This window comes from Agromyces aureus (genome assembly GCF_001660485.1).
GTDB lineage: Bacteria > Actinomycetota > Actinomycetes > Actinomycetales > Microbacteriaceae > Agromyces > Agromyces aureus.
Genome location: NZ_CP013979.1, coordinates 1,590,954 through 1,613,105 on the forward strand (window position 1 = coordinate 1,590,954; position 22,152 = coordinate 1,613,105).

The 22,152-nt window shown below is 71.6% G+C and carries 19 protein-coding genes and 1 pseudogene; 13 read left to right on the forward strand and 7 right to left on the reverse strand.

What is annotated here, in order from left to right; genetic code table 11:
- Positions 1–7: 7 nt before the first annotated feature.
- From ATC03_RS06820 to ATC03_RS06830, 3 genes are all read right to left on the reverse strand, one after another.
- On the reverse strand, positions 8–364 hold the full coding sequence (locus ATC03_RS06820; protein WP_067874754.1) for a YidH family protein: 357 nt from the start codon (positions 362–364) through the stop codon (positions 8–10).
- A 112-nt stretch (positions 365–476) separates the two neighbouring features.
- On the reverse strand, positions 477–1,889 hold the full coding sequence (gene gndA / locus ATC03_RS06825; protein WP_067881638.1) for an NADP-dependent phosphogluconate dehydrogenase: 1,413 nt from the start codon (positions 1,887–1,889) through the stop codon (positions 477–479).
- 157 nt (positions 1,890–2,046) lie between these two features.
- Positions 2,047–2,901, reverse strand: a complete 855-nt coding sequence (locus ATC03_RS06830) for an NAD(P)-dependent oxidoreductase (RefSeq protein WP_232338877.1) — start codon at positions 2,899–2,901, stop codon at positions 2,047–2,049.
- Between the two features lie 256 nt (positions 2,902–3,157).
- Between ATC03_RS06830 and ATC03_RS06835 the strand changes: the two genes are divergently transcribed.
- The 8 genes from ATC03_RS06835 (at position 3,158) to pth (ending at position 10,894) form a co-directional block, all read left to right on the forward strand.
- Positions 3,158–4,216: a D-2-hydroxyacid dehydrogenase gene (locus tag ATC03_RS06835; protein ID WP_067874757.1), complete on the forward strand. Its 1,059-nt coding sequence runs from the start codon at positions 3,158–3,160 to the stop codon at positions 4,214–4,216.
- A gap of 31 nt (positions 4,217–4,247) precedes the next feature.
- Positions 4,248–5,054, forward strand: a complete 807-nt coding sequence (locus ATC03_RS06840; RefSeq protein WP_067874760.1) for an IclR family transcriptional regulator — start codon at positions 4,248–4,250, stop codon at positions 5,052–5,054.
- Positions 5,055–5,275: 221 nt separating this feature from the next.
- Positions 5,276–6,688 (forward strand): MFS transporter, encoded by a 1,413-nt coding sequence (locus ATC03_RS06845; RefSeq protein ID WP_067874763.1) that lies wholly within the window; start codon positions 5,276–5,278, stop codon positions 6,686–6,688.
- Positions 6,685–7,458: an SDR family oxidoreductase gene (locus ATC03_RS06850; protein ID WP_067874766.1), complete on the forward strand. Its 774-nt coding sequence runs from the start codon at positions 6,685–6,687 to the stop codon at positions 7,456–7,458. The genes ATC03_RS06845 and ATC03_RS06850 overlap by 4 nt, the downstream gene beginning before the upstream one ends.
- On the forward strand, positions 7,458–8,189 hold the full coding sequence (locus ATC03_RS06855) for a fumarylacetoacetate hydrolase family protein (RefSeq protein WP_067874769.1): 732 nt from the start codon (positions 7,458–7,460) through the stop codon (positions 8,187–8,189). The genes ATC03_RS06850 and ATC03_RS06855 overlap by 1 nt, the downstream gene beginning before the upstream one ends.
- Positions 8,190–8,226: 37 nt before the next feature.
- Entirely contained in the window at positions 8,227–9,261 is a 1,035-nt protein-coding gene (locus ATC03_RS06860) for a zinc-binding dehydrogenase (protein WP_067874772.1), read from the forward strand.
- 239 nt (positions 9,262–9,500) lie between these two features.
- Positions 9,501–10,127, forward strand: a complete 627-nt coding sequence (locus ATC03_RS06865; RefSeq protein WP_067874775.1) for a 50S ribosomal protein L25/general stress protein Ctc — start codon at positions 9,501–9,503, stop codon at positions 10,125–10,127.
- Between the two features lie 134 nt (positions 10,128–10,261).
- On the forward strand, positions 10,262–10,894 hold the full coding sequence (pth, locus tag ATC03_RS06870) for an aminoacyl-tRNA hydrolase (RefSeq protein ID WP_067874778.1): 633 nt from the start codon (positions 10,262–10,264) through the stop codon (positions 10,892–10,894).
- Between the two features lie 15 nt (positions 10,895–10,909).
- Here pth and ATC03_RS06875 read toward each other — a convergent pair whose 3' ends face one another.
- The gene (locus tag ATC03_RS06875; RefSeq protein WP_067874781.1) at positions 10,910–11,563 is read right to left on the reverse strand and encodes a trimeric intracellular cation channel family protein; all 654 of its coding nucleotides are present in this window, start codon (positions 11,561–11,563) and stop codon (positions 10,910–10,912) included.
- A gap of 339 nt (positions 11,564–11,902) precedes the next feature.
- Positions 11,903–12,362 (reverse strand): annotated as a pseudogene (locus ATC03_RS20945) (RNase H family protein); the annotation flags it as partial.
- 194 nt (positions 12,363–12,556) lie between these two features.
- Here ATC03_RS20945 and mfd point away from each other — a divergent pair.
- Positions 12,557–16,264 (forward strand): transcription-repair coupling factor, encoded by a 3,708-nt coding sequence (gene mfd, locus ATC03_RS06885; protein WP_067881644.1) that lies wholly within the window; start codon positions 12,557–12,559, stop codon positions 16,262–16,264.
- A gap of 36 nt (positions 16,265–16,300) precedes the next feature.
- Here the strand turns inward: mfd and ATC03_RS06890 are convergent, their stop codons facing one another.
- Together ATC03_RS06890 and ATC03_RS06895 are read right to left on the reverse strand one after the other, a co-directional pair.
- Entirely contained in the window at positions 16,301–16,618 is a 318-nt protein-coding gene (locus ATC03_RS06890) for a hypothetical protein (RefSeq protein WP_067874787.1), read from the reverse strand.
- Positions 16,615–17,814 carry a Na+/H+ antiporter NhaA gene (locus ATC03_RS06895; protein ID WP_067874790.1) on the reverse strand — a complete coding sequence of 400 codons (1,200 nt, stop codon included), beginning with the start codon at positions 17,812–17,814 and terminating at the stop codon, positions 16,615–16,617. The genes ATC03_RS06890 and ATC03_RS06895 overlap by 4 nt, the downstream gene beginning before the upstream one ends.
- A 136-nt stretch (positions 17,815–17,950) precedes the next feature.
- Here ATC03_RS06895 and ATC03_RS06900 point away from each other — a divergent pair, with 136 nt between their 5' ends.
- The 4 genes from ATC03_RS06900 to eno all read left to right on the forward strand — a co-directional run bounded on the left by ATC03_RS06900 (position 17,951) and on the right by eno (position 22,041).
- Positions 17,951–18,595, forward strand: a complete 645-nt coding sequence (locus tag ATC03_RS06900) for a LysE family transporter (RefSeq protein ID WP_067874793.1) — start codon at positions 17,951–17,953, stop codon at positions 18,593–18,595.
- Between the two features lie 69 nt (positions 18,596–18,664).
- Complete coding sequence (gene mazG, locus ATC03_RS06905; protein ID WP_067874795.1) at positions 18,665–19,348, forward strand: nucleoside triphosphate pyrophosphohydrolase; 684 nt, start codon at positions 18,665–18,667, stop codon at positions 19,346–19,348.
- A gap of 31 nt (positions 19,349–19,379) precedes the next feature.
- On the forward strand, positions 19,380–20,672 hold the full coding sequence (gene hisS / locus ATC03_RS06910) for a histidine--tRNA ligase (protein ID WP_067881647.1): 1,293 nt from the start codon (positions 19,380–19,382) through the stop codon (positions 20,670–20,672).
- An 88-nt stretch (positions 20,673–20,760) separates the two neighbouring features.
- Positions 20,761–22,041, forward strand: coding sequence for a phosphopyruvate hydratase (gene eno / locus ATC03_RS06915; protein ID WP_067874798.1), 1,281 nt, complete (start codon positions 20,761–20,763; stop codon positions 22,039–22,041).
- The last annotated feature ends 111 nt before the right edge of the window (positions 22,042–22,152 follow it).

Below are 22,152 nucleotides of genomic sequence, written 5' to 3' on the forward strand. Positions count from 1 at the left end.
GCGGCGCTCATCGGGAGACCAGGATCAGTACGGCGATCACGGCTGCCGCCAGGAGTGCGACGGCCGAGAGGAGCGGGATCACGATGCTCCGGGGGAGAGGCCGGCCGGTGCGCATGGCGATCTCGTTGCCGCGCCACCGCACATAGGAGAGGGCGCCGAGCACGGCGGCGACCACGGCGAGCGCCATGGCGAGGACCAGCACGACGATGCGCGGTCCGATCTGCTGGGCGAACTCGAAGAGCAGCACACCGCCGGCGAGCAGCGCGAGCGCCGTGCGGATCCAGGCGAGGAAGGTGCGCTCGTTCGCCAGGGTGAAGCGGTAGTCGGGGTCTTCGCCCTCGCTCTGCCAGTTCGGCTTGCGCATGCACCCTCACTCGTCGTCGGTTCGGTCGGAACCCGGGACGGCCGGGCTGGAACGCACTTGGCCCCGGGCTTTCGCCCGGGGCCAAGATTACCCGCGAGGCGGGGTCAGTGCGTCAGTGCGTCGAGGGCGTCGTGGCGATCTCGGTGCGGTCGCCCGACCAGAGGGTGTGGAACACGCCCTCCTTGTCGATGCGCTTGTAGGTGTGCGCGCCGAAGAAGTCGCGCTGGCCCTGCACGAGTGCGGCCGGCAGGCGGTCGGCGCGCAGGCCGTCGTAGTACGCGAGCGACGAGCCGAACGCCGGGGCCGGGATGCCGGTCTCGACCGAGCGCACGACGACGCGGCGCCAGGCGGCCTGAGCGCGCGTGAAGGCCTCGGCGAAGTACGGCGCCGAGAGCAGCAGCTCGAGGTTCGGGGTCTCGTCGTACGCGTCGGCGATGCGGTTCAGGAACTGGGCGCGGATGATGCAGCCGCCGCGCCAGATCTTCGACACGGCGCCGAGGTCGATGTTCCAGTCGTACTCGACGGCGCCGGCGCGGATCGCGTCGAAGCCCTGCGAATAGGCGACGATCTTCGAGGCGTAGAGCGCGAGGCGCACGTCTTCGATGAACGCGTCGACCTGGTCGGCCGGGATGCGACCGGCCTCGTCGGGGCCGGCGAGGCCCTTGGCGGCGGCGCGCTGCTCGGGGTGCGACGAGAGGCCGCGGGCGAAGACGGCCTCGGCGATGTTCGACACGGGGGTGCCGAGGCTGAGAGCGGTCTGCACGGTCCAGACGCCGGTGCCCTTCGAGCCGGCCTCGTCGAGGATGACGTCGACGAGGGGGAGGCCGGTCTCGGCGTCGACCTGCTTGAGCACCTCGGCGGTGATCTCGATGAGGTAGGACTCGAGCTCGCCCTTGTTCCACTCGGCGAAGACCTCGGCGATCTCGGCGGGCGTCTTGCCCGTGCCGCGGCGGATGAGGTCGTAGGCCTCGGCGATGAGCTGCATGTCGGCGTACTCGATGCCGTTGTGGATCATCTTCACGAAGTGGCCTGCGCCGTCGTGGCCGATGTGCGTGACGCAGGGCTCGCCCTCGGCGACGGCAGCGATCGACTTCAGGATCGGGCCGAGGGTGACCCACGACTCGTCGGAGCCACCGGGCATGATCGACGGGCCGTTGAGCGCGCCCTCCTCGCCGCCGGAGATGCCGGCGCCGACGAAGTTGATGCCGGTCTCGCGCACGGCCTTCTCGCGACGGATGGTGTCGGTGAAGAGCGCGTTGCCGCCGTCGACGATGATGTCGCCGGGCTCGAAGCGGCTCGCGAGTTCGGAGATGACGGCGTCGGTGCCCTTGCCGGCCTGCACCATGATGATCGCGGTGCGGGGCTTGGCGAGCGAGGCGACGAACTCGTCGTAGGTCGAGGCGCCGACGAAGCCGGCCTCGGGGTGCTCTTCGAGCAGGGTCGAGGTGCGCTCGTAGGAGCGGTTGAACACGGCGACCGTGTTGCCTTCGCGGCTCGCGAGGTTGCGGGCGAGGTTCGACCCCATGACGGCGAGTCCCACGACTCCGATGTTGGCTACGGCTTCAGGCACGAACACACTCCTCGTGAAGTTGGGTGGGGATGTCTCAAGCGTACTGTGAGCGAGGCTCACCGTTGCGCGCTGTTGCTGAGAGGTCGTCGACGACCGCTCGCCGTCGACGCGGTCACTGCGACCGCTCGGCGATGAATCGGCGGGCGACGGAGATGTCCCGGCCGCCGAGTCCGCGTTCGACGAGTTCGTCGAACGCCGCGCGCAGGGTCGGGAGCAGCACGGGGTCGGTGCCGGTGGCCGCGGCGGCCTCGGCGGCGAAGCGCAGGTCCTTGACCATGTACTCGGCGACGCCGGAGGGGGAGTCGTCGCCCGTGACGAGCTTGTCCTTTCGGCTCGCGAGCAGGTTCGATCCGGCGTAGCCGCCGGAGAGCAGGCTGAAGAGCGCCTCGAGGTCGAGCCCGGATCGCTCGGCGAGCACGGCGGCCTCGCCGAGCGCGAGGATCGTGGCCGAGACGATGAGCTGGTTGCACGCCTTCGCGACCTCGCCCGCGCCGAGCGGCCCGAGGTGCACGGGGGTGCCGCAGGGCGCGAGCAGGGTCGCGGCGCGAGCCGCGTCGGCCTCGTCGCCGCCGAGCATGATCGAGAGCGTTCCGGCCTTCGCGCCGTCCTCCCCGCCCGACACCGGGCAGTCGACGACGTGGATGCGACCATCGGATGCCGCGGCGAGCCGCGCGGCGAGGTCGCGCACCTGCGGCGCGGACGAGGTCGATCCGACCAGCAGCAGGGCGTCGCGCGCGCCGTCGCCGTCGCGGCCGCGTTCGAGCAGGCCGGCCAGCAGGCCGTCGGATCCGTCGAGGACCTCGTCGAGCTGCGGCAGGTCGGGCAGCATCGCGAGCACGGCGTCGACGCGTCGGCCGAGCTCGCGCGGGGTCTCGGCCCATTCGGCGCCGAGTTCGACGAGGTCGGGCCGCGGGCGGCGGGCGGTGATCACGACGCGGCGCCCCGCGGCGAGGAGGCGACGGGCCATCGGTGCGCCCATCGAGCCGAGTCCGATGACGCCGATCACGGCGTCGTCGGGTGCCTCGTCGGGTGCGCCGCCCGGCGCGCCGGCGGCTGGAACGGGATGTTCGGCGTTGGACATGCGAGCAGTATACCTCAGTGACAACCTGTCGTACAGGGTTCAATATGCTGAACTTCCGCTATGCTGGGTGTGCTGACCGCGCCGGAGGGGCCCGTGGGCCCGCGCCGCTCGGTCGCCAGACCGCAATGAAGGGGAAGACCGGATGCCCGACACCCAGAACCGCCTGCGAGCCGTGGTCGCAGTGCCGCTCTCCGAAGCGCACTGCCGGCTCATCGAAGAGCTCGAGCCGCGCATCGACCTCGTGCGCGACCACTCCCTGACGCATCCGATGCGCGGCCCCGCCGACTGGTCGGGCGACCCGGAGCACGTGCGCACGACCGACGAGCAGGCCGCGTTCGACGCCATGATCGACTCCGCCGAGGTGCTCTTCGGCATTCCCGACGTCGACCCAGCGGCGCTCGCACGCACGGCGAAGGCGAACCCGAACCTCCGGTGGGTGATGACGATGGCCGCGGGCGGGGGCAGCCAGGTCAAGGCGGCCGGCCTCGAACGCGAGCAGCTCGACCGCATCGCCTTCACCACGAGCGCGGGCGTGCACGGCGGCCCGCTCGCCGAGTTCGCCCTGTTCGGCGTGCTCGCCGGCGCGAAGCACCTGCCGCGCCTGACCGCCGACCAGGGCGCCCGCGAGTGGCCCGAGCGGTGGGAGATGCGCCAGCTCGATGAGATGACGGTGCTCGTGGTCGGCCTCGGCGGCATCGGCGCCGAGTGCGCACGACGCTTCAACGCGCTCGGCGCGCGGGTCTGGGGCACCACGCGCAGCGGCGACGCCGTCGAGGGCGTCGACCGCCTCATCCCGATCGACGAGCTCGAAGACGCCGTCGCCCACGTCGACGCGATCGTGGCGACGCTGCCCGGCACCGAGGCCACGCACCACCTCCTCGGCGAGCGCGTCTTCCGCGCCGTCAGGCCCGGCGTGATCGTCGCGAACGTCGGGCGCGGTACGGTGATCGACGAGGCGGCGCTCACCACGGCGCTCGACGACGGGCGGGTCGGCTTCGCCGCACTGGACGTCTTCGAGTCCGAGCCGCTCTCGGCGGCATCGCCGCTGTGGTCGCACCCGTCGGTGCTCGTGAGTCCGCACACCGCGGCGCTCTCGCGCAAGGAGGAGGAGCGCATCGCGCGGCGGTTCGCCGACGACGCCTCCCGGTTGCTCGACGGCCTGCCGATGCGCAGCGTGGTCGACACGGTCGAGTTCTACTGATCCCGCGGGTCCCGCGGACGAGAGGGGCGGCATGTCCGAGGAGTCCGACGCGAAGGCCGACCGTCAGGGGCGCGACCCCGCGCCCGCCGTCACGCGCAGCCTGCGCATCCTCGGACTGCTGGCCGAGGCATCCGGGCCCCTGACCCTCACCGAGATCGCGAGCGGCCTCGGTCTCGCGAAGTCCTCGACCGCGAACCTCTGCCTCGCGCTCGAGGCGGCCATGATGGTGCAGCGCGTGCCGCTGGGCTATCAACTCGGTCGCCGCACGATCGAGCTCGGCGGGGCGTACGCGTCGCAGTTCAGCCAGGTGCGCGAGTTCTACACGGTCTGCGAGACCTCGCCCGTGCTCGTGCACGAGGTCGTGCAGGTCGCGATGCTCGACGACACCGAGGCGCTCTACCTCGCCAGGCACGAGGGCTCGCGCAGCGTGCGCTTCGGCACGCCGCTCGGGTCGCGTCTGCCGGCGGCCCTCAGTGCGACGGGCAACGCCCTGCTCATGCCGATGGACGATGCGGATGTCGCGACGCTCCTCGCCGACCAGGCGCCGTTCCCGCGGCTCACCGATCGCAGCATCCGCGACATCCCCGACCTGCTCGTGAAGCTCGCCGCGGCGCGCGATCGCGGTTGGGCGCTCGACGACGGGGAGTCCTTCCCGGGCATCGTCGGGGTCGCCGTGCCGCTCGAGGGCTGGGCGCCGAGCGACCCGAGCCTCGCGCTCGGCGTCGCGCTGCCGGTCGCCGAGGCGACGCCGGGACGGGTCGCGTCGGTCGCCGCCGCGCTCGTCGACGCCGCCGCGCGGCTCACGAACCCGCTGAGCGCGGGGCGCAACCGGGCCTGAGCGCGGGGCGCACCCGGGCTGAGGCCGGCCCGCGGCATCCGCTCGCCCTGATCACGCCGTGCGCGCCACGGCGTGCTTCGTCGCGCCCTGACGCACGCCTCCGGCATCCGCTCGCTCGATCGCGTTCAGCCGAATTGCGTCCAAGGGGTTGAACTGGGTACAACGCGTTGGTACAGTGGCCGTCATCGCGACTCGTGCGAGCCGATCAAAGGAGATGGCACATGACCGGTACAGCCCCCAGTCCCACCGCGGTGAAAGACGATCCCGAGTACGCTGCGAACCTCAAGCGCGCGACCTACGCCTCGAGCATCGGCAGCGCGCTGGAGTACTTCGACTTCGCGCTCTACGGGCTCTCGACGGCGCTGATCTTCAACGTGCTGTTCTTCCCTCAAGACGACCCGGCCATGGCCACGGTCGCCGCGTTCGCCACCTACGGCGTCGGCTTCCTCGCCCGCCCGTTCGGTGGCCTCTTCTTCGGCCGGCTCGGCGACCGGCTCGGCCGCAAGTGGGTGCTCGTCATCACGATCATGCTCATGGGCGGCGCCTCGACCGCGATCGGCCTGCTGCCGACCTACGAGGCCATCGGCATCTGGGCGCCCATCCTCCTCGTGACGATGCGCCTGCTGCAGGGCTTCGGCGCCGGCGCTGAGCAGGCCGGCTCGACCGTGCTCATGGCCGAGTACGCGCCGGTGCGGCGCCGCGGCTTCTTCTCGTCGCTGCCGTTCATCGGCATCCAGGCGGGCACGCTGCTCGCCGCGCTCGTCTTCAGCCTTATCACGCTGCTGCCCGAGGAGGCGCTGCTCACCTGGGGTTGGCGCGTGCCCTTCCTCGCCTCGTTCCTCCTGATCATCGTCGCGCTCTTCATCCGCATGCGCCTCAAGGAGACCCCGACCTTCGTGCAGCTCGAGAAGCACGAGCAGATCGCCGAGAAGCCCGTCAAGGAGATCTTCACGAAGGGCCTGCCCGGCGTCATCGTCGGCATCGGCCTGCGCATGGCCGAGAACGGCGGCTCCTACATGTTCCAGGCGCTCGCGCTCGCGTTCTTCGTCTCGGTCGTCGGCCCGGACACCGACAAGAGCCTGCTCACCTGGGGCGTGACCTTCGGTTCGCTGCTCGGCATCTTCACCGTGCCGCTCACGGGCGCCATCTCCGACCGCGTCGGCCGGCGCACCGTGTACCGCTTCGGCGCCGTGTTCATGCTCCTCTACGCCGTGCCCGCATGGTGGCTCATCTCGCTCGGCAGCTACCCGATCGCCATCGCCGCGGTCGCGGTCGGCATCGGCATCGCCGTGAACACCATGCTCGGCCCGCAGTGCGCGATGCTGCCGGAGCTCTTCGGCAACCGCCACCGCTACCTCGGCGTCGCCATGGCCCGCGAACTCTCCGCGGTGCTGGCCGGCGGCCTGGCCGGCGTGCTGGGCGCGTACCTCATCGCCGTCAGCGACGGCAACTGGGTGCTGCTCGCGATCTACATGGTCGTGCTCGCGCTCATCACGACGGCGTCCACGTTCCTCGTGCCCGAGACGCTCCGCCGCGACCTCACCCGCATGGACGACGCGATCAAGGTCTCGAGTTCCGAGTCCGGCGACGACGTCGACGCGAGCACCCTCTCCATCCGGACGATCCAGTGGTGACCGGACTCGCCGCCTTCGACCTCACCGGGCGCACCGCGCTCGTCACGGGCTCGAGTCAGGGCATCGGGCGGGCGCTCGCCGGGGGCCTCGCGGCCGCCGGGGCGACGGTCGTCGTGCACGGTCGAGACGCGGGCAAAGCGGCACGAGCGGCGGACGAGATCGCCGAGGCGACGGGTTCGCGCACGATCAGCGCGGTCTTCGACGTGACGGATGCCGCGGCGGTCGACGCGGGCATCGAAGCCGTCGAGGCCGAGCTCGGCACGCCCGACATCGTCGTGAACAACGCCGGCATCCAGCGACGCGCGCCGATCGCGGAGTTCAGCGACGCCGACTGGCACGAGCTCGTCGAGACGAACCTGTCGAGCGCGTTCCACCTCTCGCGGCGGGTGGCCCGCGGCATGATCGAGCGCGGCTCGGGCAAGCTCATCCAGATCGGCAGCGTGCAGTCGCAACTCGCTCGCCCCTCCATCGCCCCGTACGCGGCGACCAAGGGCGCGATCGTGATGCTCACCAAGGGACTCTGCGCCGACCTCGCGCCGCACGGCGTGCAGGCCAACGCGATCGCGCCCGGGTACTTCGCGACCGAGCTCACGCAGGCGCTCGTCGCCGACGAGACCTTCTCGGCGTGGGTGCGCGGCCGAACGCCGGCGGGCCGCTGGGGCGAGGTCGACGACCTCGTCGGCGCGCTCGTCTTCCTCGCGAGCAGCGCGAGCGACTTCGTGAACGGCCAGACGATCTACGTCGACGGCGGAATGACGGCGGTGGTCTGATGCGCATCGCCAGGATCGCCACGCCCGCCGGGCCGGTTCACGTTCGGGAATCCGTCGACGGCTGGGTGCCGATCGAGGACCCGTACCCCGCGTTCGCCGAGGGGAGGCGCCCGGTCGACGCCGGAACGCCGCTCCTCGGCGAGCTCCTCCCTCCGTGCGAGCCGCTCGTCGTCGTGGGCATCGCCCAGAACGGGCCGGAGCACGCCTCGCCCGTGCAGGCGTGGCTGAAGAGCCCGCGCTCGGTCGTGGCATCCGGAGTGCCGGTCACCCTGCGTCGCGACGCGGGTACGACGGTCGCCGAGGGCGAGATCGCGATCGTGATCGGGCGCGAGACGACCGGCCTGACGGCGGCGAACGCGCACGAGTACGTGCTCGGCGTGACCGCGGTGAACGACCTGTCGAGCCCCGACCGGGCTGCGATCGACCCGCGCAACTTCGAACCGAAGGCGGGGGAGGGCTACACGCCCCTCGGCCCGGTGATCGACACCGAGGCCGATCTCGACGACGTGTCGCTCGAGTTCTTCGTCGACGGCGTGCTCACGGGCGCGACCAGCAGCCGCGCACTGCCGGCGTCGCCGCGCGAATGCCTCGCCTACCTCGCCGCCTGGACCACCCTCGGCCCAGGAGACGTCGTCATGACGGGCGCCCCGACCTCGCAGGCCCCGATCGACCCCGGCGCCCTCGTCGAGATCGAGGTCGCCGGCATCCGGCTCGTCACCCCCACCCGCTAGCCCCGCTCCAGCCCACCGTCGTTCTCCGGAGGACCCCATGCCGAACCTCGGCGTCGTCGCCCACGCGGCCGACGACCTGCGCGTCGAAGCGCTGCCAGAACCCTCGCCCGCTGCAGATGAGGCGGTGCTCGAGATCGCCTTCGGCGGCGTGTGCGGCTCCGACCTGCACTACTGGCGCCACGGTGCCGCCGGCGCCTCGGTGCTGCGCGAGCCCATGGTGCTCGGGCACGAGATCTCGGGCACCGTGGTCGCGGCCGCCGCCGACGGCAGCGGGCCCTCGGCCGGCACCCGCGTCGCCGTGCACCCGCTCACCCCCCATGGCGACGGCATCACGCCGTGGCCCGCCGACCGCCCGAACCTCGCGCCCGCGTCGAGCTACCTCGGCTCGGCGCTGCACCTGCCGCACACGCAGGGCGGATTCGCCAGGCGGGTCGCGCTGCCCACCCGCCTGCTGCACGCCGTGCCCGAGACCCTGCCGCTCGAGGTCGCCGCGCTCGCCGAGCCGGCCGCCGTCGCCTGGCACGGGCTCGAACGGGCCGGCGACGTGAGCGGCAAGCGGGTGCTCGTCATCGGCGCCGGCCCCATCGGCCAGCTCGTCGTCGCGGTCGCGCGCCACCACGGCGCGGCCGAGGTCTTCGCGACCGACCTGCACGCACTGCCGCGGCGCATCGCCGAGCAGCACGGCGCGACGACCCTCGCAGCGGCGGATGCCGCGGCGCTCGCCGCGCTGCACGCCGACGTCGTCGTCGAGTCCAGCGGCACCGTGCCGGGCCTCGCGAGCGCGATCGAGGCGGCCCGTCGCGGCGGCACCGTCGTGCTGCTCGGACTCCAGCGCGCCGGCGACGTGCCCGCCGCCGTGGCCACTGCGATCACGCGCGAGCTCACGATCGTCGGCTCGTTCCGCTTCGCCGACGAGTTCGACGACGTCATCGCGGCGCTCGCCGATGGCTCGCTCGACGTCTCGGGCGTCGTCACGCACGTGCTGCCCGCCGACCGCGCGCTCGAGGCGTTCGGCGTCGCGGCCGACGCATCCGTCTCCTCGAAGGTGCTGCTCGACTTCACCGGCGAGTGAGCGTCGCGACGCGGGCGATTCCGCGCCGCGCGACATCGGGTAGACTTGCCTGCGAACTTCGGCGAGGGATGCCCGAACACCCGAGAGATCGGGCGGCATACGGCATCCGTGATCGACGCGGTGGGAGCAGGCTCCACGGCTATTTCCTCACGCATCCGCGCATCGTGCATGCAGCGGCGTTCGAGTTGAAGACATCAGACACACGATCTGGGCCGAGTGAGCCCGCAAGGAGAAGAACCATGGCTGAAGACAACAAGGTCGTCGCGGACATCCGCGAATCGTTCGGCAAGGGCGCCGCCCGCAAGATCCGCGCCGTGGGCAAGATCCCCGCCGTGATCTACGGCCACGGCACCGAGCCCCAGCACGTCACGCTGCCCGGCCACCAGGTCGCGCTGCTCATCCGCAAGGCGAACGCCGTGCTCGACCTCGACATCGCGGGCAAGAGCCAGCTCGTGCTCGTCAAGGACGTCCAGAAGGACCCCGTGCACCAGATCATCGAGCACATGGACCTCATCGTCATCAAGAAGGGCGAGAAGGTCCAGGTCGAGATCCCCGTGCACGTCGAGGGCGAGCCCGCCGCCGGCACGATCGCCGCCGTCGAGTCGCACACGCTGCTGCTCGAGGTCGAGGCGACCCACATCCCCGAGCGCGTCGTCGTCTCGGTCGAGGGCCTCGAAGAGGGCAGCCAGATCCACGCCAAGGACGTCGAACTGCCCAAGGGCGCCTCGCTCGTCACCGACGAGGAGTCGCTCATCGTCGCCGTGCACACCCCGCAGAAGGCCGACCTCGGCGAGGAGGCCGCCGAGGCCGAGGCCGAGACCGAGGCTGCCGAAGAGGCTGCGGCCGAAGAGGCTGCCGCCGAGTAATCTCAGCGCACGCACGCCGATCGGGCCTGCGGCATCGCATCCGGGTACGCTCGGATGCGGGCCGCGGGCCCGTTCCCGTTCCACCCGCGAACTCCCCACCCGACCCCGCCCGACCATCGAACGGAGACGCACCCATGGGTCTGCTCGACCTGCTCCGCCTCCGCCGGAAGGAAGACCCCACCGTGGCCGCGAACACCTGGCTCGTCGTGGGCCTCGGCAACCCCGGAGCCCAGTACGCCGCGAACCGGCACAACGTCGGCCAGATGGTCGTCGACGAGCTCGCCGCACGCATCGGCGCGAGCTTCAAGACGCACAAGACGCCGTCGCGCGTGGCCGAGGGCTTCCTCCGACCGGGCGGGCCCAAGCTCGTGCTCGCGAAGTCGAACGGGTTCATGAACACCTCCGGCGGCCCGGTCTCCGCGCTGCTCAAGTTCTACGGCCTCGAACCCGACCGGCTCATCGTCGTGCACGACGAGCTCGACATCCCGTTCGACACGGTTCGACTGAAGGCCGGGGGTGGGCATGGCGGCCACAACGGCCTCCGCGACATCCTGAAGGCCACCGGCAACGTCGACTTCACGCGCGTGCGCGTCGGCGTCGGCCGCCCTCCGGGTCGCCAGGACGCCGCCGATTTCGTGCTCAAGGACTTCTCCGGCACGGAGCGTGCGACGCTGCCCAATCTGATCTCGGATGCCGCTGACGCCGTCGAGGCGATCGCCGACCTGGGTCTCGTGGCGGCGCAGCAGAAGTTCCACTCGCCGGCCTGATCGTGGGGTCGACCGTCAGCCGGTGAAGACCGGCAGCCGCCAGTCGAACGCGACCGCGGCGAGCCGGGCCGCGAGGCACACGACGAACCCGACGGCCATCGCCCAGCGCGGATCCAGGCGCAGTCGCGCCGCGAGCACCAATGCGAGGGCGCCCAGGATCGCCGCGCTGGCGTAGAAGCTCTCCGTGAGCACGATCGGCGTCCGGCCGATGAGCACGTCGCGCACGACGCCCCCACCCACCGCGGTGATCGCGCCGAGCGCGACGGCGACGATCGCGTTCGCGCGGAGCGAGAGCGCCTTCTCGGCGCCCGCGACCGCGAAGAGCGACAGGGCGATCGCATCGAGCACGACGACGACGCCCGAGCCGGCCCCGAGCAGCGGGCGCAGCGGGATCGCCGCGAGCGAGCCGAGGATCGCGACGGTCAGCCGCAACGGCGAGCGGAACGCGGCCGGCGGCGCATCGCCAAGGAGCAGATCCCGGAGGACGCCGCCGACGAGTGCCGTCGAGAATCCGACGACGACGACCCCGAGCAGATCGAGGCCCGCGGCCATGCCGATCGCGGCCCCGCCGACCGCGAAGACCGTGGTTCCCGCGATGTCCGCGAGGTCGAACGCGAGCCGCGCCGCGCGCGTCCGCGAGGTGCGACCCGTCGCTGCCGTTCGATCCATGGGGCCAGTGTCGACCGCGAGCCTCGTCCGTCGCCGGAGGCGCACCGAGGCGCGGGGCGGGTCGCGCTCAGATCAGGCGGCGCAGGTACTCCTCGGGCGAGGTGCCCGCGTCGCGGGCCAGGCGGTGCAGCCGGTCGTGCTCCTCGGTCGAGAGCTCGACCGTGAGCTGGTGCCAGGCGTCGGGCGCGTCGTCGAACGAGAAGAGCGCGTCGTCGTCGGCGTCGGGGGCCGATTCGGCGGCGACCGGAACCGAGTCGTCGATGACGGATGCCGCGTCGAGCTCGAGCTCGACGGCATCGATCGGCGCGGCGGCGGGCGCGGCATCCGCACCATCGACCCCGTCGCGCCAGCCTGGACCCGACGGAACCGCCGTGCCGCTGCGGTAGGCCTCGGCGACGGCGCGGGCGCGCGTGTCGGCGGCCTCGTTCATGGGGTGCCCGACGTGGCCCTTGACCCACTCGAAGCGGTAGCGGCGGCCGGCGAGCTCGTCGTCGAGCTCCTTCAGCAGCTCGACGTTCAGCACGGGCTTGCCGTCGGCCTTGCGCCAGCCCTTCCGCTTCCAGCCGGACATCCACTTGGTGATGCAGTTGATGACGTACTGGCTGTCGCACAGCACGAGGAGCTCGTCGTCGAGGTGGGCGGTCGCGCGGAACAGCTCGAGCACGGCCTTCAGTTCGCCCTGGTTGTTCGTCGCGTGCTTCCAGCCGCCGGCGCCCCAGTGCTCGTCGTCGACGTACCAGGCCCATCCGGCGGGGCCGGGGTTTCCGAGGGCGGATCCGTCGGCGGCGGCAGTGATCACGGGATGTCCTCCAGGGGGTTCGGTGCGGCGCCCATCGTATCGGGCGGCACCGACGGCACCGCGACCACGGCACCGCGACCACGGCGCCGACCACGGCGACGTGCGCACCTGGCCGAGGCACCGCCCGCGGCCTCGAGCGGTCGGTTCCGGAGCAGGGCGGAGGTCGTGTCGGAGGCCGCGCGTAGACTCGCATGGTGATTCTGCAGGGCTTGAACACGGCGCTTTCGCGCGCCTCCACCATCGAACGCGCCCTCGGCGAGGCCCTGCGGAGCGCCGATTTCTCGGCGCCCGACGGCATCGACGCGCCACTGCTCGCGGGGCTCCTCCAGCGCCGCACCGAGGCGGGGCTCGCCCCGGCGCTGCTCGTCGTCACCGCGACCAGCCGCGAGGGCGAGCAGGTCCGCACCGCGATCGCCCCGTACCTCGACGGAGCAGAGGTGCTCGAGTTCCCCGCATGGGAGACGTTGCCGCACGAGCGCCTGAGCCCCTCGGCCGAGACCGTCGGTCGCCGGCTGCACGCCCTGCGGCGCATGCACGACTGGCAGGAGGCCGGCTCGCGGCATCCGCTCGTCGTGGTCGCGTCGGTGCGCGCCGCTCTGCAGCCGCTCGCCGACAACCTCACCGCGCACGCGCCCATCGAGCTCGTACCCGGCGGGCGGGGCTACGACCTGCCCGAGATCTCCCGCACGCTCGTCGACCTCGCCTACGCGCGCGTCGACATGGTCTCGAGGCGCGGCGAGTTCGCGCTGCGCGGCGGGATCCTCGACGTGTTCCCGCCGACGGCCGACCACCCCGTGCGCGTCGAGTTCTTCGGCGACGAGGTCGAAGAGCTGCGCGCGTTCTCGGTCGCCGACCAGCGTTCGCTGCCCGAGGTCGTCGAGCGGGTCGTGCTCGCGCCGAGCCGCGAGCTGCTGCTCACCCCGGCCGTGCGCCAGCGCGCCCGTGAGATGGTGCACGAGTTCCCGAGCATGGCGGGCATGCTCGAGAAGGTCGCCGAGGGCATCCCGGTCGAGGGCATGGAATCCCTGGCGCCCGCGCTGCTCGAACGACTCGTGCCGCTCGCGCACTACCTGCCGGTCGGCGCGGCCGTCGCCGTGCTGCAGCCCGAGCGCGTCTCCGGTCGCGCGGTCAGCCTCGCCGAGACGAACCGCGAGTTCCTCGGCGCGGCGTGGAGCGCGGCCACGGCCGGCGCCGACGCGCCCATCGACCTCGCGTCCGGCGACTTCCTCACGGTGCGGGCGTTCCGCGAGGCCGTGCTCTTCAGCGCGCCCGGCGAACCCGACCCGCAGCGCGTGTGGTGGACCTTCACGAACTTCGACATGGGCGATGCCGCGGCCGTCGTGGCGGCGTCCGCGGGCAGTGAGGCGGCCGAGGCCGCGTCCCGCCTCGCCTCCGAGTACGTTCGCGTCGCCGCCGATGCGATGCCGAGCTTCGCGGGCAACGTCGCAGGTGCCGTCGAGCACGTCGGTCAGCGCCTGCGCGACGGCTGGAGTCTCGTCGTGGCATCCGAGGGTCAGGGGCTCGTCGAACGCGCCCGTGACGTGCTCGCCGAGGCCGGGCTCGCGGCGCGCACCGTCGAGGTCGTGCCCGACGAACTCGAGCCGGGCGTCGCCTACCTCGTCCGCGCCGGCGCAGCCCGCGGGTTCGAGGTGCCCGAGGCCAAGCTGGGGCTCGTCTCCGAGGCCGAGTTCTACGGGCGAGCGGCCGGCTACGACGCGCGACGGGCCACCAAGCTCGCAGCCCGCCGACGCAACGTCGTCGACCCGCTGCAGCTCAAGGCCGGCGACTTCGTCGTGCACCAGACGCACGGCATCGGCCGCTTCGTCGAGATGGTGCAGCGCGAGGTCGCGACCGGCAGCCGGCCGACGGGTCCGAGCCGCCGGGCGGGCATCGCCCAGCAGCCGAAGGCCGTGCGAGAGTACCTCGTGCTCGAGTACGCGGCCTCGAAGCGGGGGCAGGCGGGCGACCGGCTCTTCGTGCCGACCGACCAGCTCGACCTGCTCTCGCGCTACGTGGGCGGCGAGGCCCCTTCGCTCTCGAAGATGGGCGGCAGCGACTGGGCACAGGCGAAGGGCAAGGCACGCAGAGCCGTGCGCGACATCGCCGTCGAACTCGTGAAGCTCTACTCGGCGCGCATGGCGGCCAAGGGCCACGCCTTCGGCCCCGACACTCCGTGGCAGCACGAGCTCGAGGAGGCGTTCCCGTTCACCGAGACGCCCGACCAGCTGCAGACGATCGACGAGATCAAGGCCGACATGGAGCGGCCGATCCCCATGGATCGCCTGCTCGCGGGCGACGTCGGCTTCGGCAAGACCGAGGTCGCCGTGCGTGCGGCCTTCAAGGCGATCCAGGACGGCAAGCAGGTCGCGATGCTCGTGCCCACCACGCTGCTCGTCAAGCAGCACTTCGAGACCTTCACCGAGCGTTTCGCCGGGTTCCCCGTGCACGTGCGCGCCCTCAGCCGGTTCCAGAGCGACAAGGAGGCGCGCGAGACCGTCGCCGGGCTCGGTGACGGCACGGTCGACATGGTCATCGGCACGCACCGCATCCTCACCGAGAAGGTGAAGTTCAAAGACGTGGGCCTCGTCATCATCGACGAGGAGCAGCGGTTCGGCGTCGAGCACAAGGACGCCCTGAAGAAGCTCAAGACCAACGTCGACATCCTGGCGATGAGCGCGACGCCGATCCCGCGCTCGCTCGAGATGGCCGTCACCGGCATCCGCGAGATGTCCACCCTCGCCACGCCGCCGGAAGACCGGCATCCGATCCTCACGTTCGTCGGCCCGTACTCCGAGCAGCAGGTCGCCGCCGCCATCCGTCGCGAGATGCTTCGCGAGGGGCAGGTCTTCTTCGTCCACAACCGGGTCTCGTCGATCAACCGGGTCGCGGCGCAGCTGTCGGAGCTCGTTCCCGAGGCGCGCATCGCGGTCGCGCACGGCCAGTTGAACGAGCACGTGCTCGAGCAGATCGTGAACGACTTCTGGGAGCGCAAGTTCGACGTGCTCGTCTCGACGACCATCATCGAGACCGGCCTCGACATCTCCAACGCGAACACGATCATCATCGACCGGGCCGACAAGTACGGCCTCAGCCAGCTGCACCAGCTTCGCGGCCGCGTCGGCCGCGGGCGCGAGCGCGCCTACGCGTACTTCCTCTGGGACCCGGCGAAGCCGCTCAGCGAGACGGCGCACGACCGGCTCTCGACCATCGCGGCCAACAACGACCTCGGCTCCGGCATGCAGGTGGCCCTGAAGGACCTTGAGATCCGCGGGGCGGGCAACCTGCTCGGCGGTGAGCAGGCCGGGCATATCGCGGGGGTCGGCTTCGACCTGTACCTCCGCATGATCGGCGAGGCCGTCTCGACCTTCCGCGGCGACGTCGCCGAAGGGCAGACCGAGCTGCGGCTCGAGCTGCCCATCGACGCGCACATCCCCGAGGAGTACGTCGACTCCGAGCGCCTGCGCCTCGAGGCCTACCAGAAGCTCTCGGCGGCGAGCGGCCCGGCCGCGAAGGACGAGCAGATCGGCCAGGTGCTCGACGAGCTCGTCGACCGCTACGGCGCCCCGCCCGAGGCGGTGCAGAACCTCGTCGCCGTCTCGAGGCTGCGTCGGCTCGCGCAGTTCGCCGGGCTCTCCGACGTCATCGCCACGGGCACCAAGCTCCGCATCGGGCCCGCGAACATCCCCGATTCGCGCCGCGTACGCCTCGAGCGCATGTACCCGGGCGCGAAGCTCGTCACGGCGAGCGACGTCATCCTCGTGCCGTTCCCGGTGCGCGGCGGCGAGATGCCGGGCGACGCCGACCTCATCGAGTGGGTGACGAACCTCATCACCGCGATCTTCCCGATTCCCGAGCGGGCGGATGCCGCGGGTTCGGCGCCCGCCGCGGGCGGCGCCGCCTGACCGGGGCGGCCGTCCGCGGCATCCGCTCGTCCTCGCTCAGGGCCGCAGGTGACCCCACTCGTCGAGGAACTCCTCGACGCTGAGACGGGCGAGGTCCTCGTTGATCGTGCGCAGCAGGGCATCGGCCTCGTCGAGGGTCCCGGCCTTCGTGCGGATCACCGGTGTGCTCGTCGCGCGTCGCACTACGACGAGGTCGGCGACCGACGGGCCGCCCGCGCCGGTCACCTCGCCGGCGAGCAGCAGGGTCGTGTGCATGAACTTGCGCATGCCGGTGCGTCGGCGTTCGCGGAGTTCGGCCCGCAGGTGCAGTGCGGCCGGCTCGGCGGGCGAACCGCCCGGTCGGTGGTCGGTCATCGTGAGAACGGCCCTCCGGGTCCGCCGAGGGCGCCCTTGGCCCGGTACTGCCGCGACCGGACCGTCACGGCGATGCCCGCCAGCACGATCGCGATGCCCGAGCCGAGCAGCACGGCGAGGGTGCCCTCATCGGCGACCTCGGGGTTTCCGGCGAAGGCGAGCTCGTTCATGAGCAGCGACACCGTGAAGCCGATGCCGCCGAGAGCGCCGACCATGGCGAGGTCGCCGACGGTCAGCGCGGCACCCGTTCGATGCCTCGCGAAGAGCATGCCGACGCCGCCGGCGAGCATGATGCCGACGATCTTGCCGACGGGCAGGCCGACGACGATGCCCCAGAACGCGGGGGAGAGGTCGCTGACGGCCACCTGCGGAATCGCGACCATCGCCGCCGTGAGCGCGAACAGCGGCAGGATGACGCCGTTCGAGACCGGCTCGAGCCCGTGCACCGCGCGGCCGCCCGGTCGTCGTGCCATGACGAAGCCGAGCGCGACGCCGGCGATCGTCGCGTGCACGCCCGACTGGTAGATGAAGTACCAGCTCAGTGCGGCGAGCACCCAGAGCACCGCCATGATCGGCCACTGCGGTCGACGAGCGAGGATCCACGCCGATCGCGGCTTCAGCATGCGGCTGACCGCGCCGAACAACGCGATCGTGATCGCGCCGAGCCCGATGAACGCCATGCTCGCGTCGGCGGTGAAGAAGAACGCGATGATGAGGATCGCGATGAGGTCGTCGAGCACCGCGAGCGCGAGGAGGAACACCCGCACGCGGGTCGGGATGAACCGCCCGAACACGGCGAGCACGCCGAGCGCGAACGCGATGTCGGTCGCCGTCGGGATCGGCCAACCGCCGACCGTGTCGGTGCCCGCGGTGAAGGCCACGTAGATGAGCGCGGGCACGATGACACCGCCGAGCGCCGCGATCGCCGGCAGCAGCGCCTTCGACGGCGAGTTCAGCTCGCCGATGACGAGTTCGCGCTTGAGCTCCACGGCCACGATGAAGAAGAACACCGCGAGCAGCCCGTCGCTGATCCAGTGGCCGACCGAGAGGTCGAGCCCGAGCCACGGCAGGTCGAGGTGCGCGTCGAGCCCGTCGATGAGGGCCGAGCCGAACGGCAGGTTGGCGAGCACGAGCCCGAGCACGGCGGCGATGAGCAGCAGCACGGCCGCCCAACGTTCGGACCTGAGGATGTTCATGGGGCACTCCGATCATGAGTGCGACGCGGATGCGGCGGTGTGCAGGCGTCGACGGGACGGTTGCGGCGGTCTCCCGCCGGCCGACCAGACTTCCCGGCACTCCTCGTGGAATCCTATCGGCGCGTACACTCGTGCGGTGTCGTTCTCGGTGTGGGTCGCGTTGCTCGCGGCGAGCGTGGTCATCTCGTTCACCCCCGGCGCCGGCGCGATCAACACCATGGGTAACGCCCTGAAGGTCGGCCTCGGCCGCGCGTTCTGGGGCATCCTCGGGCAGCAGGCGGCGCTCGTCGTGCACATCGTCATCGTCGCGGCCGGCCTCGGCGTGCTCGTGGCGAACTCGCCGCTCGCCTTCGACGCGATCCGGTACGCGGGCGCGGCGTACCTCGTGTACCTCGGCATCCGGCAGTTCCTCGCGAAGCCCGTGGTCGCGGCAGACGACGGGGCGGATGTCGCGGCCGCCGTCGATGCGCCCGCCGGCGAGTCGGGCTGGTCGCTGTTCCGACGGGGGCTCCTGGTGAACCTACTGAACCCGAAGGCGATCGTGTTCTTCCTCGCCTTCCTGCCGCAGTTCATCCGGCCGGGCGAGCCATTGCTGCCGCAGTACCTCGTCGTCGCCGCGACCGTGATCCTCGTCGACGTCGCGGTCATGTGGGGCTTCTTCGCGGTCGCCGCGCGATCGTTCCACCGGGTGACGCGATCGGCGCGCGGGCAGACGGTGCTGAATCGGGTCTTCGGCTCGCTGTTCCTCGCCGTGGGCGTCGCGCTCGCGGCGATCCACTGAGGCGGTCGCACGCCACCGCCGCATTTGCGGTGCGTGGTCGATCGGGCGAGGCTTGCCTAGGCTGAACGGATGACGCACACAGCCGCATCCCCGGCCGACTCGACGCACCCCGGGCTCGACGAGCTCATCGCCACGGTCGCCCTGCTGCGCGCGCCAGGCGGATGCCCGTGGGACGCCGACCAGACGCACGAGTCCCTCGTGCAGTACCTCGTCGAGGAGAGCTGGGAGCTCATCGACGCGATCGAGTCGGGCGACCGCGCCGAGATGATCGAGGAGCTCGGCGACGTGCTCTACCAGGTGCTCTTCCACGCCGACATCGCCGCGCACACGGCGGGCGAGGGCTTCGACATCGACGACGTCGCACGGCACATGACGGCGAAGATGGTGTCGCGACATCCGCACGTCTTCGGCGATCGCGAGGCCGAGACGGCCGACGACGTCGTCGCCTTCTGGGAGGACCTGAAGGCCGAGGAGAAGCCGCACCGCACGAGCGTGCTCGACGGCGTTCCGCGCGGCATGCCCGCCCTCGCACTCGCGCAGAAGGTGCTCGGCAAGGCCGAGAAGGTCGGGGTCGGCGCGGATGCCGCGGGCGACGTCCGGGCGCCGGCCACCGAGGCCGAGCTCGGCGACCTGCTGTTCGCCCTCGCCGCCTCGGCGAAGGAGCAGGGGCTGGACGCCGAGCGCGCGCTGCGCGGGGCGGTGCGCGCGTTCGAGGCCGACGTGCGCTCGGCGGAGGTCGCCGCGGGTTCGTGAGCCGCGCCGCGGTGCTGGAAGAATGATCGGCATGGCTGCAACCGTCACCCCTCCGCGCGGAATGCGCGACTTCCTCCCCGCCGAGAAGGCCCGACGTGAGCACGCGCTCGGCGTGATCCGGGGTGTGTACTCGTCGCACGGGTTCGACGAGATCGAGACGCCCGTGATGGAGGACGCCTCGCGCCTGCACGCGGGCCTCGGCGGTGACAACGAGAAGCTCGCGTTCGCGGTGATGAAGCGCGGCCTCACGCCCGACGACCTGACGGCAGCCGCGGCATCCGGCGACGCGCTCTCCCTCGCCGATCTCGGCCTGCGCTACGACCTGACCGTGCCGCTCGCGCGCTTCTACGCGACGCACCGCGCTGCCCTGCCCCCGGTGTTCCGCTCGGTCCAGATCGCGCCCGTGTGGCGCGCCGAGCGGCCGCAGAAGGGCCGCTACCGCCAGTTCGTGCAGTGCGACATCGACATCATCGGCGAGGCCGGCCAGCTCGCCGAGCTCGAGCTGCTCACGGCGACGGTGGCGGCGCTCGACGCGCTCGGCCTCGGCGGCTGCACGATCCGCCTCAACGACCGGCGCATCCTGCAGGGCATCCTCGGATCGTGGGGCGTGGCCGACGAGCTGCGCGAGCGCGCGCTCATCACGATCGACAAGCTCGACAAGATCGGCACCGGGGGAGTCGCGGCCGAGCTGCGCGACCTCGGCATCGTCGACGAGGGGGCGGATGTCGCGGCCGAGCTCGAGGCGCTCACCACCGCCGACTGGCACCTGGCCTCCGGCGTCGTGCCGCCACCGTCCTGGCTCGACACCGACGCCTACGCCGACCTGCTCGCCCTCCGGGAGGCCCTGCCCGACGCGGACATCGAGTTCGACCCGACGCTCGTGCGCGGCATGGGCTACTACACGGGCACGATCTTCGAGATCGCGCACCCCGACTTCGGGTACTCGCTCGGCGGCGGCGGGCGCTACGACGGCATGATCGGCCGGTTCCTCGGTCAGGACGTGCCCGCGTGCGGCTTCTCGATCGGCTTCGAGCGCATCGTCGACCTGCTCGCGGTGCGCGACGAGGGCCGACCCCGATCGGTCGTGCTGGTCTACGACCCCGCCGTGGAGGCCGCGACGCTGCTGAAGCTCAAGCACGAGCTCGTGGCATCCGGAACCCGAGTGCGCTTCGAGCGCCGCGTGAAGAACGCCCGCGCCCTGTTCGAGCGCGTCACGGCCGACGGCTTCGACGCCGTCGCGAACGTGACTCCCGAGACGACGGATGCCGCGTCCCTCACGTTCCGCGACCTCACCGCCTCGGCGTCGGGCGCCTTCCGACACTGACAGAAATGCGTGAGCGAGCCTCACTAGACTGGCCTGCGGATCACGACGGAGTCGTCCAACGCACCCACCCATCACAGAGGAGTTCACTGTGGCATTCATCGAAGCTGTAGGCGCACGCGAGATCCTGGATTCTCGCGGCAACCCGACCGTCGAGGTCGAGGTCCTGCTCGACGACGGCTCCCTCGCCCGTGCGGCGGTGCCCTCGGGCGCCTCGACCGGCGCGTTCGAGGCGTACGAGCTGCGCGACGGCGACAAGGACCGGTACTTCGGCAAGGGCGTGCTGAAGGCCGTCGACGGCGTGCTCGACGTGCTCGGCCCGGCCATCGAAGACCTCGACGCGAGTGACCAGCGCCTCGTCGACGCCACCCTCATCGAGGCCGACGGCACCCCCAACAAGTCCAAGCTCGGCGCGAACGCGATCCTCGGCGTCAGCCTCGCGGTCGCGAAGGCCGCGGCCGACTCGGCCGACCTGCCCCTGTTCCGCTACCTCGGCGGCCCGAACGCGCACGTGCTGCCCGTGCCGCTGTTCAACGTCATCAACGGCGGCGAGCACGCCGACAACGGCATCGACATGCAGGAGTTCTTCCTCGCGCCGATCGGTGCGGAGACGTACTCCGAGTCGCTCCGTTGGGGCACCGAGGTCTACCACACCCTCCGCGGCGAGCTGAAGGCCGCGGGCTACGCCACCGGCCTCGGCGACGAGGGCGGCTTCGCGCCCGACCTGCCCAGCAACCGCGAGGGCCTCGAGTTCCTCGTGAAGGCGATCGAGAAGGCCGGCTTCACCCCCGGCAAGGACATCGCGCTCGGCCTGGATGTCGCGGCGACCGAGTTCTTCAAGGACGGCGTCTACCGCCTCGACCAGAAGGACTGGTCGGCCGACCAGCTGATCGGCTACTACGAGGAGCTCGTGCGCGACTTCCCGATCGTCACGATCGAGGATGCGCTCGCCGAAGACGACTGGGACAACTGGAAGTCGCTCACCGAGGCGCTCGGCTCGAAGGTGCAGCTCGTCGGTGACGACCTGTTCGTCACGAACCCCGAGCGTCTCGCCACCGGCATCGGCCGCGGCATCGCCAACTCGCTGCTCGTGAAGGTCAACCAGATCGGCACGCTCACCGAGACGCTCGACGCGGTCAGCCTCGCGCAGCGCTCGGGCTACACGGCCATGCTGTCGCACCGCTCCGGCGAGACCGAGGACACCACGATCGCCGACCTCGTGGTCGCGACGAACGCGGGTCAGATCAAGGCTGGCGCGCCCGCCCGCAGCGAGCGCGTCGCCAAGTACAATCAGCTCCTGAGGATCGAAGAAGAGCTCGGCGAGTCCGGCGTGTTCGCCGGTCGCTCGGCGTTCCCGCGGTTCACGGCCTGATCGGCTCAGACTGCACCGACTGGCGGGGGTGGCCGAACGGCCGCCCCCGCCGGTTCGCGTCCGGGGTCCGGTGAGGTCCGCGGTTCGGAGCACGGGGCGAGGTGAGGAGGG

What these genes read in the sequence shown, in the direction of transcription:
- ATC03_RS06820 (WP_067874754.1), bottom strand. Translation starts at nt 364, where the DNA reads ATGCGCAAGCCGAACTGGCAGAGCGAGGGCGAAGACCCCGACTACCGC.
- gndA (WP_067881638.1), bottom strand. Translation starts at nt 1,889, where the DNA reads ATGGGGTCGAACCTCGCCCGCAACCTCGCGAGCCGCGAAGGCAACACG.
- ATC03_RS06830 (WP_232338877.1), bottom strand. Translation starts at nt 2,901, where the DNA reads ATGGCCCGTCGCCTCCTCGCCGCGGGGCGCCGCGTCGTGATCACCGCC.
- ATC03_RS06835 (WP_067874757.1), top strand. Translation starts at nt 3,158, where the DNA reads ATGCCCGACACCCAGAACCGCCTGCGAGCCGTGGTCGCAGTGCCGCTC.
- ATC03_RS06840 (WP_067874760.1), top strand. Translation starts at nt 4,248, where the DNA reads ATGTCCGAGGAGTCCGACGCGAAGGCCGACCGTCAGGGGCGCGACCCC.
- ATC03_RS06845 (WP_067874763.1), top strand. Translation starts at nt 5,276, where the DNA reads ATGACCGGTACAGCCCCCAGTCCCACCGCGGTGAAAGACGATCCCGAG.
- ATC03_RS06855 (WP_067874769.1), top strand. Translation starts at nt 7,458, where the DNA reads ATGCGCATCGCCAGGATCGCCACGCCCGCCGGGCCGGTTCACGTTCGG.
- ATC03_RS06860 (WP_067874772.1), top strand. Translation starts at nt 8,227, where the DNA reads ATGCCGAACCTCGGCGTCGTCGCCCACGCGGCCGACGACCTGCGCGTC.
- ATC03_RS06865 (WP_067874775.1), top strand. Translation starts at nt 9,501, where the DNA reads ATGGCTGAAGACAACAAGGTCGTCGCGGACATCCGCGAATCGTTCGGC.
- pth (WP_067874778.1), top strand. Translation starts at nt 10,262, where the DNA reads ATGGGTCTGCTCGACCTGCTCCGCCTCCGCCGGAAGGAAGACCCCACC.
- ATC03_RS06875 (WP_067874781.1), bottom strand. Translation starts at nt 11,563, where the DNA reads ATGGATCGAACGGCAGCGACGGGTCGCACCTCGCGGACGCGCGCGGCG.
- ATC03_RS06890 (WP_067874787.1), bottom strand. Translation starts at nt 16,618, where the DNA reads ATGACCGACCACCGACCGGGCGGTTCGCCCGCCGAGCCGGCCGCACTG.
- ATC03_RS06895 (WP_067874790.1), bottom strand. Translation starts at nt 17,814, where the DNA reads ATGAACATCCTCAGGTCCGAACGTTGGGCGGCCGTGCTGCTGCTCATC.
- mazG (WP_067874795.1), top strand. Translation starts at nt 18,665, where the DNA reads ATGACGCACACAGCCGCATCCCCGGCCGACTCGACGCACCCCGGGCTC.
- hisS (WP_067881647.1), top strand. Translation starts at nt 19,380, where the DNA reads ATGGCTGCAACCGTCACCCCTCCGCGCGGAATGCGCGACTTCCTCCCC.